This is a genomic window from Pseudomonas sp., from assembly GCF_041601375.1.
In the GTDB taxonomy this organism is placed as follows: domain Bacteria; phylum Pseudomonadota; class Gammaproteobacteria; order Pseudomonadales; family Pseudomonadaceae; genus Aquipseudomonas.
The window spans coordinates 1-14,798 of sequence record NZ_JBFIIG010000104.1 but is presented as its reverse complement, the minus strand read 5'-3'; the positions used below and the strand labels follow the sequence as shown (position 1 = coordinate 14,798).

14 protein-coding genes are annotated in these 14,798 nt (G+C 66.6%); 11 read left to right on the top strand and 3 right to left on the bottom strand.

Annotated elements, in window-relative coordinates; genetic code table 11:
- The coding region (locus ABZE94_RS14080; protein ID WP_372876136.1) for a bifunctional transcriptional activator/DNA repair enzyme AdaA at positions 1-852 on the bottom strand (852 nt) is incomplete at its 3' end.
- A 252-nt stretch (positions 853-1,104) separates the two neighbouring features.
- On the opposite strand from ABZE94_RS14080, the gene ABZE94_RS14075 reads away from it, so the two are divergent.
- Positions 1,105-1,992, top strand: coding sequence for a PA4780 family RIO1-like protein kinase (locus tag ABZE94_RS14075; protein ID WP_372876135.1), 888 nt, complete (start codon positions 1,105-1,107; stop codon positions 1,990-1,992).
- Positions 1,993-2,118: 126 nt separating this feature from the next.
- On the opposite strand, the gene ABZE94_RS14070 is transcribed toward ABZE94_RS14075, so the two are convergent.
- Both ABZE94_RS14070 and ABZE94_RS14065 read right to left on the bottom strand, forming a co-directional pair.
- Positions 2,119-2,994: a neutral zinc metallopeptidase gene (locus tag ABZE94_RS14070; protein WP_372876134.1), complete on the bottom strand. Its 876-nt coding sequence runs from the start codon at positions 2,992-2,994 to the stop codon at positions 2,119-2,121.
- A gap of 71 nt (positions 2,995-3,065) precedes the next feature.
- Positions 3,066-3,500 carry a DUF411 domain-containing protein gene (locus tag ABZE94_RS14065; protein ID WP_372876133.1) on the bottom strand — a complete coding sequence of 145 codons (435 nt, stop codon included), beginning with the start codon at positions 3,498-3,500 and terminating at the stop codon, positions 3,066-3,068.
- Positions 3,501-3,632: 132 nt separating this feature from the next.
- Between ABZE94_RS14065 and ABZE94_RS14060 the strand changes: the two genes are divergently transcribed.
- The 10 genes from ABZE94_RS14060 (at position 3,633) to ABZE94_RS14015 (ending at position 14,658) form a co-directional block, all read left to right on the top strand.
- Complete coding sequence (locus tag ABZE94_RS14060) at positions 3,633-4,019, top strand: DUF4345 domain-containing protein (protein ID WP_372876132.1); 387 nt, start codon at positions 3,633-3,635, stop codon at positions 4,017-4,019.
- A gap of 231 nt (positions 4,020-4,250) precedes the next feature.
- Positions 4,251-5,183 carry a pca operon transcription factor PcaQ gene (pcaQ, locus tag ABZE94_RS14055; RefSeq protein WP_372876131.1) on the top strand — a complete coding sequence of 311 codons (933 nt, stop codon included), beginning with the start codon at positions 4,251-4,253 and terminating at the stop codon, positions 5,181-5,183.
- Between the two features lie 119 nt (positions 5,184-5,302).
- Positions 5,303-6,022, top strand: coding sequence for a protocatechuate 3,4-dioxygenase subunit beta (gene pcaH, locus ABZE94_RS14050; protein ID WP_372876130.1), 720 nt, complete (start codon positions 5,303-5,305; stop codon positions 6,020-6,022).
- A 13-nt stretch (positions 6,023-6,035) separates the two neighbouring features.
- Complete coding sequence (gene pcaG / locus ABZE94_RS14045) at positions 6,036-6,644, top strand: protocatechuate 3,4-dioxygenase subunit alpha (RefSeq protein ID WP_372876129.1); 609 nt, start codon at positions 6,036-6,038, stop codon at positions 6,642-6,644.
- 107 nt (positions 6,645-6,751) lie between these two features.
- Entirely contained in the window at positions 6,752-8,104 is a 1,353-nt protein-coding gene (locus ABZE94_RS14040; RefSeq protein WP_372876128.1) for a 3-carboxy-cis,cis-muconate cycloisomerase, read from the top strand.
- A gap of 131 nt (positions 8,105-8,235) precedes the next feature.
- Positions 8,236-8,631 (top strand): 4-carboxymuconolactone decarboxylase, encoded by a 396-nt coding sequence (pcaC, locus tag ABZE94_RS14035; protein ID WP_372876127.1) that lies wholly within the window; start codon positions 8,236-8,238, stop codon positions 8,629-8,631.
- A 374-nt stretch (positions 8,632-9,005) separates the two neighbouring features.
- Entirely contained in the window at positions 9,006-9,836 is an 831-nt protein-coding gene (locus ABZE94_RS14030; protein WP_372876126.1) for a p-hydroxycinnamoyl CoA hydratase/lyase, read from the top strand.
- 113 nt (positions 9,837-9,949) lie between these two features.
- Entirely contained in the window at positions 9,950-11,398 is a 1,449-nt protein-coding gene (locus tag ABZE94_RS14025) for an aldehyde dehydrogenase (RefSeq protein ID WP_372876125.1), read from the top strand.
- Between the two features lie 204 nt (positions 11,399-11,602).
- Positions 11,603-13,408: a feruloyl-CoA synthase gene (locus ABZE94_RS14020; RefSeq protein WP_372876137.1), complete on the top strand. Its 1,806-nt coding sequence runs from the start codon at positions 11,603-11,605 to the stop codon at positions 13,406-13,408.
- Between the two features lie 2 nt (positions 13,409-13,410).
- Positions 13,411-14,658: an acetyl-CoA C-acyltransferase gene (locus ABZE94_RS14015; RefSeq protein ID WP_372876124.1), complete on the top strand. Its 1,248-nt coding sequence runs from the start codon at positions 13,411-13,413 to the stop codon at positions 14,656-14,658.
- The last annotated feature ends 140 nt before the right edge of the window (positions 14,659-14,798 follow it).

The following is a 14,798-nucleotide window of genomic DNA, read 5'->3' as shown; positions in this document are numbered from 1 at the left end:
GCCGTAGCGGCGGGTCTGGCCGCTGGGGATCTCGCTCAAGGCGCACCAGACGCGTTGCTGGAACACCGTGCCGCGCAGGTCCAGCGGCAACCGGGCGGCGCGTTGCGGTTCCTCGATTTGGCCGATGACCTGCTGCAACCAGTCGCCCAGGCCGGCATCGTCGCGTTGCAGCCGGGCGGCGGCGAAGCGCCGGCACAGTTCGCTTTCCAGGTCCCCGGGGCTGTCGCCGAACAGCAGGGCGCAGACGCCCTTGGCGCTGCTGGCCAGCAGCAAGTGGCCGAGCGGACAGGCGGCGATGGCGTAGCGCAGGGTTTCCCCGGCGGCCTGGCGGCGGCGCTGCGCCGGGGTCAAGCCATCGCGCTGTTGATACAGCGCGCGGGTGCCGGAGTAGCCGGCGGCCAGCGCGGCATCCAGTACCGAATCGGCCTGCGCCAGGCTGGCCTCCAGCTGTGCGCGACGCTGGGCGTTGGCCCAGGCCTTCGGCGTCAACCCGGTGCGCGCCTTGAACGCGCGGGCCAGGTGCGAGGGTGACAGGCCGATGCGTGCGGCGAGCTGGGCGAGGCTGGGTGTGGGATCCTGTTCGACCAGCAGCCGGCAGGCCGCGGTGACCAGTTGGTCGAGCTGCTCGGCCGGGCTGGCGCCCTGCGGCGTACAGCGTTTGCACGGGCGAAAACCGGCCGCTTCGGCGCTCGCCGGGGTGGCATGAAAGCTGACGTTGGCGCGCCGTGGCCGCCGCGCCGGGCAGCTCGGTCGGCAATAGATGCCGGTGGAGCGCACGGCGAAGACGAACTGGTTATCGCGCGCGGCATCGCGCGCGCAGACGGCTTGCCAGCAAAGGTCGGTGTCGAGCATGGCGCGGCTCCGGGAAGGGATGAGTCGATTGTCGACCCTTGCGCCGGGCACGCCAATGCCAATCGCGCTTTCAAACCAGGCGCTCACGGCAGCCACTTGCTGGCGCAATGGTCAGCCAGCGAGGCATTGCAGCGGTATTTGTCGATCCGCTAATGGACGCATGGCCATACGTGGGCTGGGCGCTGCCCGAGGATTGCCGTATAACGGGCGGTATACGCGAATAGGGCAACACAGGACCCACGATTAAAGCTAATGAAGACGCCAAAACGTATTGAACCCCTGGTCGAGGCTGGCCTGGTCGACGAAGTGATGCGCCCGCTGATGAGTGGCAAGGAAGCCGAAGTGTACGTGGTGCGCTGTGGTGACGAGCTGCGCTGCGCCAAGGTCTACAAGGAGGCCAACAAGCGCAGTTTCCGTCAGGCAGCGGTCTATCAGGAAGGCCGCAAAGTGCGCAGCAGCCGCGATACGCGGGCCATGACCAAGGGCACCAAGTACGGCCGCAAGGGCCAGGAAGACTCCTGGCAGAACGCCGAAGTGGCCGCCTTGTTCCATCTGGCGGGCGCCGGGGTGCGGGTGCCCAAGCCCTACGACTTCCTCGAGGGCGTGTTGCTGATGGAGCTGGTCCTCGACTATGAGGGCGCTGTTGCACCGCGCCTCAACGATGTCGACCTGCACCCGGAAGATGCCCGCGAATTCCATGCCTTCATGATCGGTGAAGTGGTCAAGATGCTCTGCGCCGGCCTGGTGCATGGCGACTTGTCCGAATTCAACGTGCTGCTGGGGCCGGAAGGCCCGGTGATCATCGACCTGCCCCAGGCGGTCGATGCCGCCGCCAATAGCCATGCCTTCAGCATGCTCGAACGCGATGTCGGCAACATGGCCGCCTATTTCGGCCAGTTCGCCCCGGAACTCAAGTTCAGCAAGTACGCCAAGGAAATGTGGGCGCTGTACGAGGCCGGCGAGCTGACCCCGGACAGCCTGCTGACCGGCGAGTTCGACGACCCTGAAGAGGCCGCCGATATCGATGCGGTGATGCGCGAGATCAAGGCCACCCTGGCCGAAGAGGCGCGCCGGCTGGCCCTGCTCGATGCCGAAGACGCACCCGTCGGCGAGGAGCCGCCGCCGCCCTGGGCGCAGTAGTCGAGGGTTGCGGCGGCTAGCCGTTGCAACCCGGACCCGATCCGGGTTGGCAGCTTGGTAGCCCGGATGCAATCCGGGGAAAGCAATCAAGGGCACTGCTACTCGCGGATTTGCTCCGGGTTGGGTTTACAGCCGCGCCACCTGGAAGGTATCGCAACGGCCGACTTGACCCTGTTCGAAGCCGAGCTTGAACCAGCGCATACGCTGCGCCGAGGTGCCGTGGGTGAAGGAGTCCGGCACCACCTGGTCGCGCGTCTGTTTCTGCAAACGGTCGTCGCCGATGGCATTGGCGGCGTTCAGCGCCTCTTCCAGGTCGCCCGGTTCCAGCCAGTCGAGGCGGCGCTGGGCGTGATGGGCCCAGATCCCGGCCAGGCAATCGGCCTGCAATTCCTGACGCACCAGCAGGCCGTTATCGCCCTCCATGCGTTCGCCGCGCTGGCGTGCGGCCTGCACCTTGGCGGAAACGCCGAGCAGGGTCTGCACGTGGTGGCCCACCTCATGGGCAATCACATAGGCCTGGGCGAAGTCGCCGGCGGCGGCAAAGCGTTGTTCCAGTTCGCGGAAGAACGCCAGGTCCAGGTAGACCCGCTGATCGCCGGGGCAGTAGAAGGGGCCGACCGCCGAGTCGGCGAAGCCACAGGCCGAGTCGACTCCGTCGCGGAACAGCACCAGGGTCGGGTCGCGGTATTGGCGGTCGGCGCTCTGGAAGATCTCGCGCCAGGTGTCCTCGGTGTCGCCGAGGATGGCGCGGACGAACTCCGCCTGTTCATCGTTGGCCGCCGGTGGCGCGCTCTGTTGCTGGCCGACCGAGCTGGTCTGGGTGGCCTGGCCGGCCAACTGGCCGTGGATCTGCAGCGGATCCTGGCCCATCAGCAAACCGATGATCACCACGGCGGCGACCCCGCCGAGGCTCAGGCCCTTGGCCCCGCCAAAGCGCCTCCCGCCAGTGCTGCCGCGCGCATCCACCACGTTGTCGCTGCGTCTTGCCCGTTTCCAGCGCATTGCCCGGCTCCCCTCGCCATGTGCAGGCCGTTAGTGTCGTCGCACTCCGGGGCGGGCGCCAGTCCGCTGGATCAGTTGCCCGGGTAGTCGGCGAGTACGCGCTCTTTGCCCTGCTGGTCCAGGCCGATGACCTGGTAGGCCTGTTGGCGATCGCCCATCTCCATGCCTGGCGAGCCGGCCGGCATGCCCGGCACGGCGGCGCCGAGCAGATCCGGTTGCTGGCGCAGCTTGAGGATGTCGGCCGCGGGCACGTGACCCTCGACGAACTTGCCGTCGATCACCCCGGTGTGACAGGAGGCCAGGCGCGGCGGCACGCCCAGGCGCTGCTTGACCGCGCTCATGTCGCTTTCGACATGGTCGTTGACGCTGAAGCCGTTGTCCTGCAGGTGGCTGATCCAGGCCTTGCAGCAGCCGCAATTGGGGTCGCGGTGCACGTCGATGCCGATCGGTTCGGCGGCCTGGGCGAGGCCGGCGAATAGGCCGGCGATAAGGATTAACGGACGCATGCTGGAACTCCACGGTGGATCGTTGGCCGAGCATAGCGCTGTCCCGGCAGGGAGCCAAATCGGCGGCTGTATCCGGATGCGTCCCAGGCAGCCTATGCTGCGGGGACGATTATCGGGACAAGGGAGCTGGCGATGTTGTTTGCACGGGTGATTCTAGTCATTCAGTTGGTGGCGTTGACCGGTTTGGGCCTGGCCTACTTCGCCCGGCCCCACGAGATGGCCAACCTCAGCGGCATGCTGCTGATGGCACCGGCCGCGGCGACCGATGTGCGCGCCTACTACGGCGGCCTGCAGATCGGCCTGGCAGCGTTCCTGGCCTTGGCCCTCAGTCGCCTCGAGCTGACCCGCGCCGCCCTGACCCTGCTGGTGCTGCTGTACAGCTCGCTGGCGCTGGCGCGCATCGGCGGCCTGTGGCTGGACGGCGGCGCCCAGCAGACCTTCAACCTGCTGGCATTGCTGATCGAGGTGGTTTCCGCCGGGTTGGCCTTCTGGGCCTTGCGCGGGTTGAATCGGCAGTAGTTGTGCCGCGTCGGGCTGCCGCTGCCTGAGCTTGCCCGCCGGGGTTGAGTACTGATCCGGGCCGCCGGCGACACAAGGCAGCTGTCTGTCGAGGTGGCGCTTGGTCGGGTGGCGTACCGGCATGCATGGGGTCGCCGATGCGTGTCGTGTTAAGTTTCGCCGTACCCATTGACCTGTCGTATCGGCCTATCCACGCGCCCGGTACGGCATCAGGAGCGCCAGGCTGATCCGATGAATGTCGACACCCGCATCAAGTTTCGCCACCTGGTCTGCTTTCTCGAGATCGCTCGCCAGCGCAGTTTTGCCAAGGCCGCCGATGCGCTGGCGGTGAGTCAGCCGGCGATTTCCAAGACGCTCAAGGAGCTGGAAGAGATTCTCGCGGCCTCGCTGTTCGAACGTGGCAAGGGCCCTGTCAGCCTGACCGCGGCCGGGGTGGCCTTTATGCGTTACGCCGGCCCCTGTGTGCAGGCGCTGCGCGATGGGGTCAACAGCCTGCGCGGCGGTGAGCATGACGCCGGGCAGGTCCGGGTGGGGGTGCTGTCGACGGTGGAAAGTCTGCTGATTCCCGAGGTGGTGTGCCGCCTGCACCAGCGTCACGGGGCCCTGGTGGTGAGCATCGCCACTGGACCGAGTGCCTATCTGCTGGCCCAGTTGCGGGTCGGCGACCTCGACCTGGTGGTCGGGCGCATGACCGACAGCCCGGATATCCAGGGGCTGACCTTCGAGCACCTGTACAGCGAGTCGATGACCCTGGTGGTGCGCCCCGGTCATCCGCTGTCAAGCGCCGGTGCCGCGGCGCTGGGACGCCTGGGCGATTACCCGCTGGTGCTGCCGCTGGCCGGCACCACCATTCGTAAGCATGCCGACAGCCTGTTCGTGCAATGCGGTGTCAGCCCTGCGCGGCAGCGTCTGGAAACCCTGTCGCTGGCCCTGAGCCGGCGCTATGTGCTGTCCAGTGAGGCGATCTGGGTCGCGCCGCAGGATGCCGTGCGCCTGGATGTGCGCCATGGCGAACTGGCCGAGCTGGCCCTGGGCATCGAGGAGCCGGGTGGCTCCGTGGGCATCTGCAGCAATAGCGCCTTGCCCCTGCCGCTGCCGGCGCTGGACTTCTGCGAGGTGCTGCGCGAGGTGGCGGGGGAGTACCGCGCGGGTCTTTTCACATAACCAAATGGTTATGTGACGCAGTGCTCTTTTCAATTTCCGCGCGCTGTCGTTTGTTCGAGACTGCGGTCACCGCCTGTTCGACAGGCCGCCGCCATACTCTCAACAAGCAGGAGCGCAGCATGCCCGCCGAGGACAACAGCCGTTTCGTCATCCGTGATCGCAACTGGCACCCGAAAGCCTTCACCCCGGATTACAAGACCTCGATTGCCCGTTCGCCGCGCCAGGCGCTGGTGAGCATCCCGCAGTCGATCTCGGAAACCAGCGGGCCGGACTTTTCCCACCTGCAGATGGGCCGGCACGACAACGACCTGCTGCTCAACTTCAACAACGGCGGGTTACCGGTAGGCGAGCGCATCCTGGTCAGCGGCCGGGTCATGGACCAATACGGCAAGCCGATCCCGCACACCCTGGTGGAGATGTGGCAGGCCAACGCCGGTGGCCGTTATCGGCACAAGAACGACCGCTACCTGGCACCGCTCGACCCCAACTTCGGCGGGGTCGGGCGGGCGCTGAGCGACAGCGAAGGCCGCTACAGCTTCCGCACCGTCAAGCCCGGCCCCTACCCGTGGCGCAACGGCCCGAACGACTGGCGTCCGGCGCATATCCATTTTTCCATCAGCGGTCCGTCGATCGCCACCCGCCTGATCACCCAGCTGTATTTCGAGGGCGACCCGCTGATCCCGCTGTGCCCGATCGTCAAGTCGATCGCCAACCCGGATGCGGTACAGAGCCTGATCGCCAGGCTCGACATGAGTGCGGCCAATCCCATGGATTGCCTGGCCTACCGCTTCGACATCGTCCTGCGCGGTCAGCGCCAGACCCACTTCGAAAACCGCTGAGGAGGATTTCCCCATGCCCGTTCAACTGCTACCGGAAACCCCTTCGCAGACTGCCGGCCCCTACGTGCATATCGGCCTGGCCCTGGCGGCTGCCGGTAATCCGAGCCGCGACCAGGAAGTCTGGAACCAGATGGCCAAGGCCGATGCGCCGGGCGAGCACATCACCCTGATAGGCCAGGTCTACGACGGCAACGGCCACCTGGTGCGCGACTCCTTCCTCGAGCTGTGGCAGGCCGATCACCTGGGGCATTACCAGCCGGACTTCGACCTGGAAAAGCCCTTCAACGGCTTCGCCCGCACCGCCACCACCTTCGATGCCGGTAGCGAGTGGAGCGTGCAGACGATCAAGCCGGGGGTGGTGCTGAATGCCGCCGGGGTCGCCATGGCGCCGCACGTCAACGTCAGCCTGTTTGCCCGGGGCATCAACATCCACCTGCAGACCCGCCTGTACTTCGACGACGAGGCCGAGGCCAACGCCCAGGATCCGGTGCTCAACCTGATCGAACAGCCGCAACGCCGAGAAACCCTGATCGCCAAGCGCTGCGAACTGGACGGCAAAACCGCCTATCGTTTCGACATCCGCATCCAGGGCGAAGGCGAGACGGTATTCTTCGATTTTTAAAGAAACGTGCCGCTGCGGCCGGCGTACCGGGCTGACAATGCCGGGGGTCGCCAGCCCGGTGCGACGAGCTAGGCTGCAATGCAGGCACCTGTGAGGATGAACCGCTCTTGAGCAACCAACTGTTCGACCGTTACTTCGCCAGCGCTGCCATGAGTGCGGTGTTTTCCGACAGCGGGCGGGTCCAGGGCATGCTCGATTTCGAAGCGGCCCTGGCCCGCGCCGAAGCCCGTGTCGGCTTGATCCCGCAGGCGGCGCTGGCCCCGATCGAGGCGGCCTGCCGCGCCGAGCACTATGAATTTGCCGAACTGGCCGAGGCCATTGCCTTGGCGGGCAACTCGGCGATTCCGCTGGTCAAGGCGCTGGGGCGGCAGATCGCGGCGGCAGACCCGGAGGCCGAACGCTATGTCCATCTCGGCGCCACCAGCCAGGACGCGATGGACACTGGCCTGGTGCTGCAGCTGCGCCAGGCCTGCGCGCTGCTCGATGCCGATCTGGCGCAGTTGGCCGAGGCCCTGGCGGTGCAGGCCGAGCGTCATGTCGACAGCGTGCTGCCCGGGCGCACCTGGCTGCAACACGCCACCCCGGTGACCCTGGGCATGAAGCTGGCCAGCGTGCTCGGCGCCGTCACCCGCCATCGCCAGCGCCTGGCCGAACTCAAACCGCGCCTGCTGGTGCTGCAGTTCGGCGGCGCGGCCGGCACCCTGGCGGCGCTCGGCGAACAGGGCTGGGCGGTGTCCGAAGCGCTGGCCGAGGAGCTGGCTCTGGCGTTGCCCGATCAGCCTTGGCACACCCAGCGCGATCGCCTGGTCGAGTTCGCCGCGTTGCTCGCCCTGATCGCCGGCAGCCTGGGCAAGCTGGGGCGCGATCTGAGCCTGCTGATGCAAACCGAGCTGGCGGAAGTCTTCGAGCCCGCAGCAGCGGGCAAGGGCGGCTCCTCGACCATGCCGCACAAGCGCAACCCGGTCGGTGCGGCGGTGCTGATCGCCGCCGCCACCCGCGCCCCGGGGCTGGTCGCGACCCTGTTCGCCGCCATGCCCCAGGAGCACGAGCGCAGCCTGGGCCTGTGGCATGCCGAGTGGCAGACCCTGCCCGAGCTGTGCAGCCTGGTTTCCGGTGCCCTGCAGCAGGCGCTGCTCGCCGTGCCCGGCCTGCAGGTGGACGGCGCGCGGATGCGCAGCAACCTCGACATGACCCGAGGCCTGCTGCTGGCCGAGGCGGTGAGCATCGCCCTGGCCCAGCGCATCGGCCGCGACACGGCCCATCACCTGATCGAGCAGTGCTGCCGCCAGGCCATCGCCGAACGCCGTCATCTGCGCGAGGTGCTGGGCGAGCATGCCGAGGTCTGCGCCCAATTGAGTGCCGCCGAACTGGATCGCCTGCTCGACCCCGCCCATTACCTGGGGCAGGCGCAGCGCTGGGTGACGCGGGCCCTGGCCGAACATCGAGCCCTGAATAGTTAAAGGACGCGTGTCCCTCCAGGAGTGGATGACCTTTAGCCGTGATTACCCTGGTGCGCACAGCGCACCCTACGCTGGGCCGCGATTCGCCCGTAGGGTGCGCCGCGCGCACCATCTCTTACCCGGAGTTGGAAATGGACGAGAAACAACGCTACGAAGCTGGCATGCAGGTGCGCCGCGCGGTATTGGGCGACGCCCATGTCGAGCGCAGCCTGCAGCACATCACGCCGTTCAACGAAGAGTTCCAGGACATGATCACCCGTCACGCCTGGGGCGATATCTGGACTCGCCCCGGTCTGCCACGGCACACCCGCAGCCTGATCACCATCGCCATGCTGATCGGCATGAACCGCGAAGGCGAACTCAGGCTGCACCTGCGCGCGGCGAAGAACAACGGCGTGACCCGCGACGAGATCAAGGAGCTGCTGATGCACAGCGCGATCTATTGCGGCATCCCGGCGGCCAACGCGAGCTTCCACCTGGCCGAGGAGGTGTGGGACGAGCTGGGCGTGGAGTCGCTGCAGGACTGAGCACCACTGCTTCACCTCGAACCGCCGGCAGCCTTTGCGCTGTTTCGGCGGTTTTTTATTTTTGGCGCGAGCCGATAACGCTTGCGCCCGCCGCAGCGCCGTTGGGCTTCGTCGCTGTGCTCCTCCGGCTACGCGCCCCGCCCCAACCTACCTGGCCGCCTCGTCCGATAATAAGGTTATGTTTGTTAAGGTTATTTCCTGGCGTTGCACGCGTGCTTGCCTCTTTTTCTTGACTATCAAGCCTCTAAAGCGGGCGTTTGGCGACACTCATTATTTCGTGGCCTGTCAATTTCGCAAATATAGTTAATTGACATAACTATATTTGCGGGGTAATTTTGTCTCCAGGCGCTAACAGCCAAGACAAGAGGTGAGAGATGAGCAGCTACGAGAACCGTTGGAAAACCGTCAAGGTCGAGCTCGAAGAGGGTATCGCCTGGGTGATTCTCAATCGTCCGGAAAAGCGCAACGCCATGAGCCCGACCCTGAACCGCGAAATGGTCGAGGTGCTGGAAACCCTGGAGCAGGATCCCGAGGCCGGCGTGCTGGTGTTGACCGGTGCCGGCGAAGCCTGGACCGCGGGCATGGACCTGAAGGAATACTTCCGCGAAATCGACGCCGGCCCGGAAATCCTCCAGGAGAAGATCCGCCGCGAAGCTTCGCAATGGCAGTGGAAGCTGCTGCGCATGTACACCAAGCCGACCATCGCCATGGTCAATGGCTGGTGCTTCGGTGGCGGCTTCAGCCCGCTGGTGGCCTGCGATCTGGCGATCTGCGCCGACGAGGCGACCTTCGGCCTGTCGGAAATCAACTGGGGCATCCCGCCGGGCAACCTGGTGAGCAAGGCCATGGCCGATACCGTCGGCCACCGCCAGTCGCTGTACTACATCATGACCGGCAAGACCTTCGACGGGCAGAAAGCCGCGCAGATGGGCCTGGTCAACGAGAGCGTGCCGCTGGCGCAACTGCGCGAGACCACCATCGAGCTGGCGCGCAACCTGCTGGAGAAGAACCCGGTGGTGCTGCGTGCGGCGAAGATCGGCTTCAAGCGCTGCCGCGAACTGACCTGGGAGCAGAACGAGGATTACCTGTACGCCAAGCTCGACCAGTCGCGCCTGCTCGACACCGAAGGCGGCCGCGAGCAGGGCATGAAGCAGTTCCTCGACGAGAAGAGCATTAAGCCGGGTCTGCAGGCCTACAAGCGCTAATACTCGGCTATTGCGACCCGTCCCCAGGCGCCCGCTGCTGACATTACGCGAACGCCTGGAGACGCTCTCGCTACGGCGATCGATTTGAACAAGCACAACAAGAGGAATTCCCCATGTTCGAGGTGCCTTTGCTGATTGGCGGTGAGTCGCGACCGGCTGCCGATGGTCGCGTGTTCGAGCGCTGCAATCCGGTGACCGGAGAAGTGGTGTCGCGGGTCGCCGCTGCCACCCTGGAAGATGCCGATGCCGCCGTGGCCGCGGCGCAGGCGGCGTTCCCGGCCTGGGCCGCATTGGCGCCCAACGAGCGGCGCGCGCGCCTGCTCAAGGCCGCCGAGCAAATGGCGGCGCGGGCTCCCGAGTTCCTCGCGCTGGCCGGTGAGACCGGGGCGATGGCCAACTGGTACGGCTTCAACGTGCACCTGGCCGCCGGCATGCTGCGCGAGGCAGCGGCGATGACCACGCAGATTTATGGCGAGGTGGTCCCGTCCGACGTGCCCGGCAGCTTCGCCATGGCCCTGCGCCAACCCTGCGGCGTGGTGCTCGGCATCGCGCCCTGGAACGCGCCGGTGATCCTCGGCACCCGGGCGCTGGCGATGCCGTTGGCCTGCGGTAATACTGTGGTGCTCAAGGCGTCCGAGCTGAGCCCTGCAGTGCACCGGCTGATCGGCCAGGTATTGCAGGATGCTGGCCTCGGCGATGGCGTGGTCAACGTGATCACTAATGCGCCGGAAGATGCGCCGGCCATCGTCGCCCGGCTGATCGCCAACCCGGCGGTACGCCGGGTGAATTTCACCGGCTCCACCCATGTCGGGCGGATCGTCGGCGAACTGTCTGCGCGGCACCTGAAGCCGGCGTTGCTGGAGCTGGGTGGTAAGGCGCCGTTGCTGGTGCTGGACGATGCCGACCTGGATGCGGCGGTAGAGGCCGCGGCCTTTGGCGCCTACTTCAATCAGGGGCAGATCTGCATGTCCACCGAGCGGTTGGTGGTCGATGCCAAGGTGGCCGATGCCTTCGTCGAGAAATTGGCGAATAAAGTTGCCAGCTTGCGTGCCGGCGATCCGCAGGATGGCGCCTCGCTGCTCGGTTCGTTGATCGATGTGTCGGCTGGCCAGCGGATCAAGGCGCTGATCGACGATGCCGTGGCCAAGGGCGCGCGCCTGGTCACCGGCGGCCAGTTGGACGGCAGCATCATGCAGGCGACCCTGCTCGATGGCGTCACCGCGGACATGCGCCTGTACCATGAGGAATCCTTCAGCCCGGTGGCGGTGGTGCTGCGCGGCGCGGGCGACGAAGAGTTGCTGCGCCTGGCCAACGACTCGGAGTTCGGCCTGTCGGCGGCGATCTTCAGTCGCGATGTGTCGCGCGCCCTGGTGCTGGCGCAACGGGTCGAGTCGGGTATCTGCCATATCAACGGCCCGACCGTGCACGACGAGGCGCAGATGCCCTTCGGCGGGGTCAAGGCCAGCGGTTACGGCAGCTTCGGCAGCAAGGCGTCGATCGATTTCTTCACCCAGTTGCGCTGGGTGACCATTCAGAACGGGCCGCGCCATTACCCGATATGAACCTGCGCAGGATTTTCTGCGCCGACCGGCGGCAGCAGATCCTTAACAGGCAAGCAACACGACAAGAACAATCGACTCGGGCCCGGCCAGCCACCCTAGGGTGGGGCGGCCGGCAGTCCGGGAATGCTTTGCTGAGGAGTTTCACAGGTGAATAGCCAATCTAGCGGTCACGTCGAGCCTGCCTATCGGCCGGTATCGATCGGCATGCCGGCGGTGCAACTGCGCCAGGTCGGGCAGGAACTGTATATGCAGGCGCTGGAGCCACTGCAGGCGTATCCGCAGCGCCTGCTCGATCGCCTGCTGCGCTGGGCCGAAGAACGTCCCGAGCAGACCTTTATCGCCCGTCGCGGCGCCGATGGCGAGTGGCAGCGCATCAGCTATGCCGAGATGCTCGGGCGGGTGCGCAGCATCGCCCAGGGGCTGCTGGATTTTGATCTGTCGGTCGAGCGGCCGCTGTTGATTCTGTCCGGCAATGACCTCGAGCACCTGCAACTGGCCTGCGCCGCCCTGTATATCGGCGTGCCCTATTGCCCGGTGTCGCCGGCCTATTCGCTGGTGGCCCAGGACTACACCAAGCTGCAGCACATCTGCACGCTGCTGCAGCCGGGGTTGGTGTTCGCCGCCGATGGCCAGGCCTTCGTCCGGGCCATCGAAGCGGTGATACCGGCCGCCACGCCGTTGCTGCTGACCGCAGGCGAAGTGGCGGGGCGCGAGTGCCGCTCGTTCGCCAGCCTGCTCGGGACCGAGGCCTGCGATGAGGCGGATGCGGCCTTTGCCGCGACCGGCCCCGATAGCATCGCCAAATTCCTCTTCACCAGCGGCTCGACCAAGCTGCCCAAGGCGGTGATCACCACTCAGCGCATGCTTTGCGCCAACCAGCAGATGCTCCTGCAGACCTTCCCGGTGTTCGGCGAGGCGCCGCCGGTACTGGTCGACTGGCTGCCGTGGAATCACACCTTCGGCGGCAGCCATAACGTCGGCATCGTGCTGTACAACGGCGGCACCCTGTATATCGACGACGGCAAGCCGACGCCGCAGCATTTCGCCGAGACCCTGCGCAACCTGCGCGAGATTTCGCCGACCGCCTACCTCACCGTGCCCAAGGGCTGGGAGGAGCTGGTTGCCGCCCTAGAGGTGGATGCCGAGCTGCGCGAGACCTTCTTCGCCCGGATCAAGCTGTTCTTCTTCGCCGGCGCCGGGTTGTCCCAGGCGGTCTGGAATCGCCTCGACGCGGTGGCCGAGGCGCATTGCGGCGAACGTATCCGCATGATGGCGGGCATCGGCATGACCGAAACCGCACCGTCCTGCACCTTCACCACCGGGCCGCTGTCGATGGCCGGCTATGTCGGCCTGCCGGCGCCGGGCTGCGAGGTCAAGTTGGTGCCGGTCGACGGCAAGCTCGAAGGGCGTTTCAGCGGCCCCCATGTGATGCCGGGCTACTGGCGTGCGCCCGAGCAGAGCGCGGCGGTGTTCGACGAAGAGGGCTTCTACTGCTCCGGCGATGCGCTGAAACTGGCCGACCCCGAGCACCCGGAATGGGGCCTGATGTTCGATGGCCGCATCGCCGAGGACTTCAAGCTCAATACCGGGGTATTCGTCAGCGTCGGCCCGTTGCGCACGCGGGTGATCATGGCTGGCGCGCCCTATATCCAGGATGTGGTGGTGACCGCACCGGACCGCGAATGCATCGGCCTGCTGGTGTTTCCGCAGTTGCCGGCCTGCCGCGAACTGGCCGGTTTGCCGGGCGACGCCAGCGCCGAGCAGGTGCTGGCCGCACCGCGGGTACGGGCCTGGCTCGGCGAATTGCTCGAGCACCTCAACCAGCATGCCACCGGCAGCGCCTCGCGCGTGGCCTGGGCCTGCCTGATGAGCGAGCCGCCCTCGCTGGACAAGGGCGAGGTCACCGACAAGGGCTCGCTCAACCAGCGGGTGATCCTCAGTTGCCGCGCCGAGCGAATCGAAACCCTCTATCAGGGTGCGGATCCGCAGCGTGTGACAGCGGAGCGCTGAGCATGGGCGATGGCCTCTATTCGGCGTTCGACGACGTCGCGATCCTCGAGGCCGTGCGCACGCCCTGGTGCGACTACGGCGGTGCCCTGGGCCTGGTTTCGCCGACCGACCTGGGGATCAAGGTCGGCCGCGAGGTGTTGCGCCGTGCCGCCATCGATCCTGTGGCGGTGGATAGCGTACTGGCCGGTTGCGTGGCCCAGGCGAGTTTCGATGCCTACCTGCTGCCGCGTCATATCGGCCTGTACAGCGGCGTGCCGCAGGCGGTGCCCGCCTTGGGCGTGCAGCGCATCTGCGGCACCGGTTTCGAGCTGCTGCGCCAGGCCGGCGAGCAGATCGCCGCCGGGCGCGCCCAGTTGGCCTTGTGCGTTGCCAGCGAATCGATGTCGCGCAACCCGATTGCCGCCTACACCCACCGTGGCGGCTTCCGTCTCGGCGCTGGGGTGGAGTTCAAGGATTTCCTCTGGGAGGCGCTGTTCGATCCGGCTGCGGGCATCGATATGATCGGCACCGCGGAGAATCTGGCGCGGCGCTATGGCATCGCTCGCGAGGACGCCGACGCCTATGCCTTGCGCAGTTTCGAGGCGGCGCTGGCGACGCAGGGCGAGGGCGTGTTCGCCGATGAAATCGTCAGTGTGCACAGCGAATCCTTCGAGCTGGACGGCTATCAGCCGCGCGGCATCGCCTTGCCGCGAGGTGTCGAGTCGCTCGCCCAGGACAGCCATCCGCGCTCGACCAGCCTGGCGGCTTTATCGCGTCTGCGTGCGATCCATGCCGGCGGCGTGCAGACCGCCGGCAACAGTTGCGCGGTGGTCGACGGTGCGGCGGCGGCCCTGGTTGGATCGGTCAGTGCGGCGGCGGGGCGCACGCCGTTGGCGCGGCTGCTGGCGACGGCGGTGGTCGGCGTGGCGCCTGAGCTGATGGGCATCGGCCCGGCGCCGGCGATCCGCCTGTTGCTGGCGCGTAGCGGCCTGCGCCTGGCCGATATCGCCCGCTTCGAGATCAACGAAGCCCAGGCCGCCCAGGTGCTGGCGGTGCAGCGCGAATTGCAGCTCGACCCGCAGCGCCTCAACCGGCAGGGCGGCTCCATCGCCCTCGGCCATCCGCTGGCCGCCACCGGCTTGCGCCTGACCTTGAGTTTGGCCCGACAACTGCGCACGGCCAACCAGCGCTACGGCATCGCCGCCGCCTGCATCGGTGGCGGCCAGGGTATGGCAGTGTTGATCGAAAATCCGGGGTTCGAGAGGGGTTAACAGTTCCGTAGCCCGGAATGAAATCCGGAAAGCGTTGTTGGCCGCGAGCTTCGTCATGGCGCAACGGCGTGGGAGGCGCTTTAGCGGCGCGCTTTCAAGAGTTGTTGTCGCGGCTAAAGCGGGGTGCCGCCCAGCCCCTC

Bases quoted from the DNA above. Each gene is read 5' to 3' on its own strand.
- ABZE94_RS14075 (WP_372876135.1), top strand. From the start codon at position 1,105: ATGAAGACGCCAAAACGTATTGAACCCCTGGTCGAGGCTGGCCTGGTC.
- ABZE94_RS14070 (WP_372876134.1), bottom strand. From the start codon at position 2,994: ATGCGCTGGAAACGGGCAAGACGCAGCGACAACGTGGTGGATGCGCGC.
- ABZE94_RS14065 (WP_372876133.1), bottom strand. From the start codon at position 3,500: ATGCGTCCGTTAATCCTTATCGCCGGCCTATTCGCCGGCCTCGCCCAG.
- ABZE94_RS14060 (WP_372876132.1), top strand. From the start codon at position 3,633: ATGTTGTTTGCACGGGTGATTCTAGTCATTCAGTTGGTGGCGTTGACC.
- pcaQ (WP_372876131.1), top strand. From the start codon at position 4,251: ATGAATGTCGACACCCGCATCAAGTTTCGCCACCTGGTCTGCTTTCTC.
- pcaH (WP_372876130.1), top strand. From the start codon at position 5,303: ATGCCCGCCGAGGACAACAGCCGTTTCGTCATCCGTGATCGCAACTGG.
- pcaG (WP_372876129.1), top strand. From the start codon at position 6,036: ATGCCCGTTCAACTGCTACCGGAAACCCCTTCGCAGACTGCCGGCCCC.
- pcaC (WP_372876127.1), top strand. From the start codon at position 8,236: ATGGACGAGAAACAACGCTACGAAGCTGGCATGCAGGTGCGCCGCGCG.
- ABZE94_RS14030 (WP_372876126.1), top strand. From the start codon at position 9,006: ATGAGCAGCTACGAGAACCGTTGGAAAACCGTCAAGGTCGAGCTCGAA.
- ABZE94_RS14025 (WP_372876125.1), top strand. From the start codon at position 9,950: ATGTTCGAGGTGCCTTTGCTGATTGGCGGTGAGTCGCGACCGGCTGCC.
- ABZE94_RS14020 (WP_372876137.1), top strand. From the start codon at position 11,603: ATGCCGGCGGTGCAACTGCGCCAGGTCGGGCAGGAACTGTATATGCAG.
- ABZE94_RS14015 (WP_372876124.1), top strand. From the start codon at position 13,411: ATGGGCGATGGCCTCTATTCGGCGTTCGACGACGTCGCGATCCTCGAG.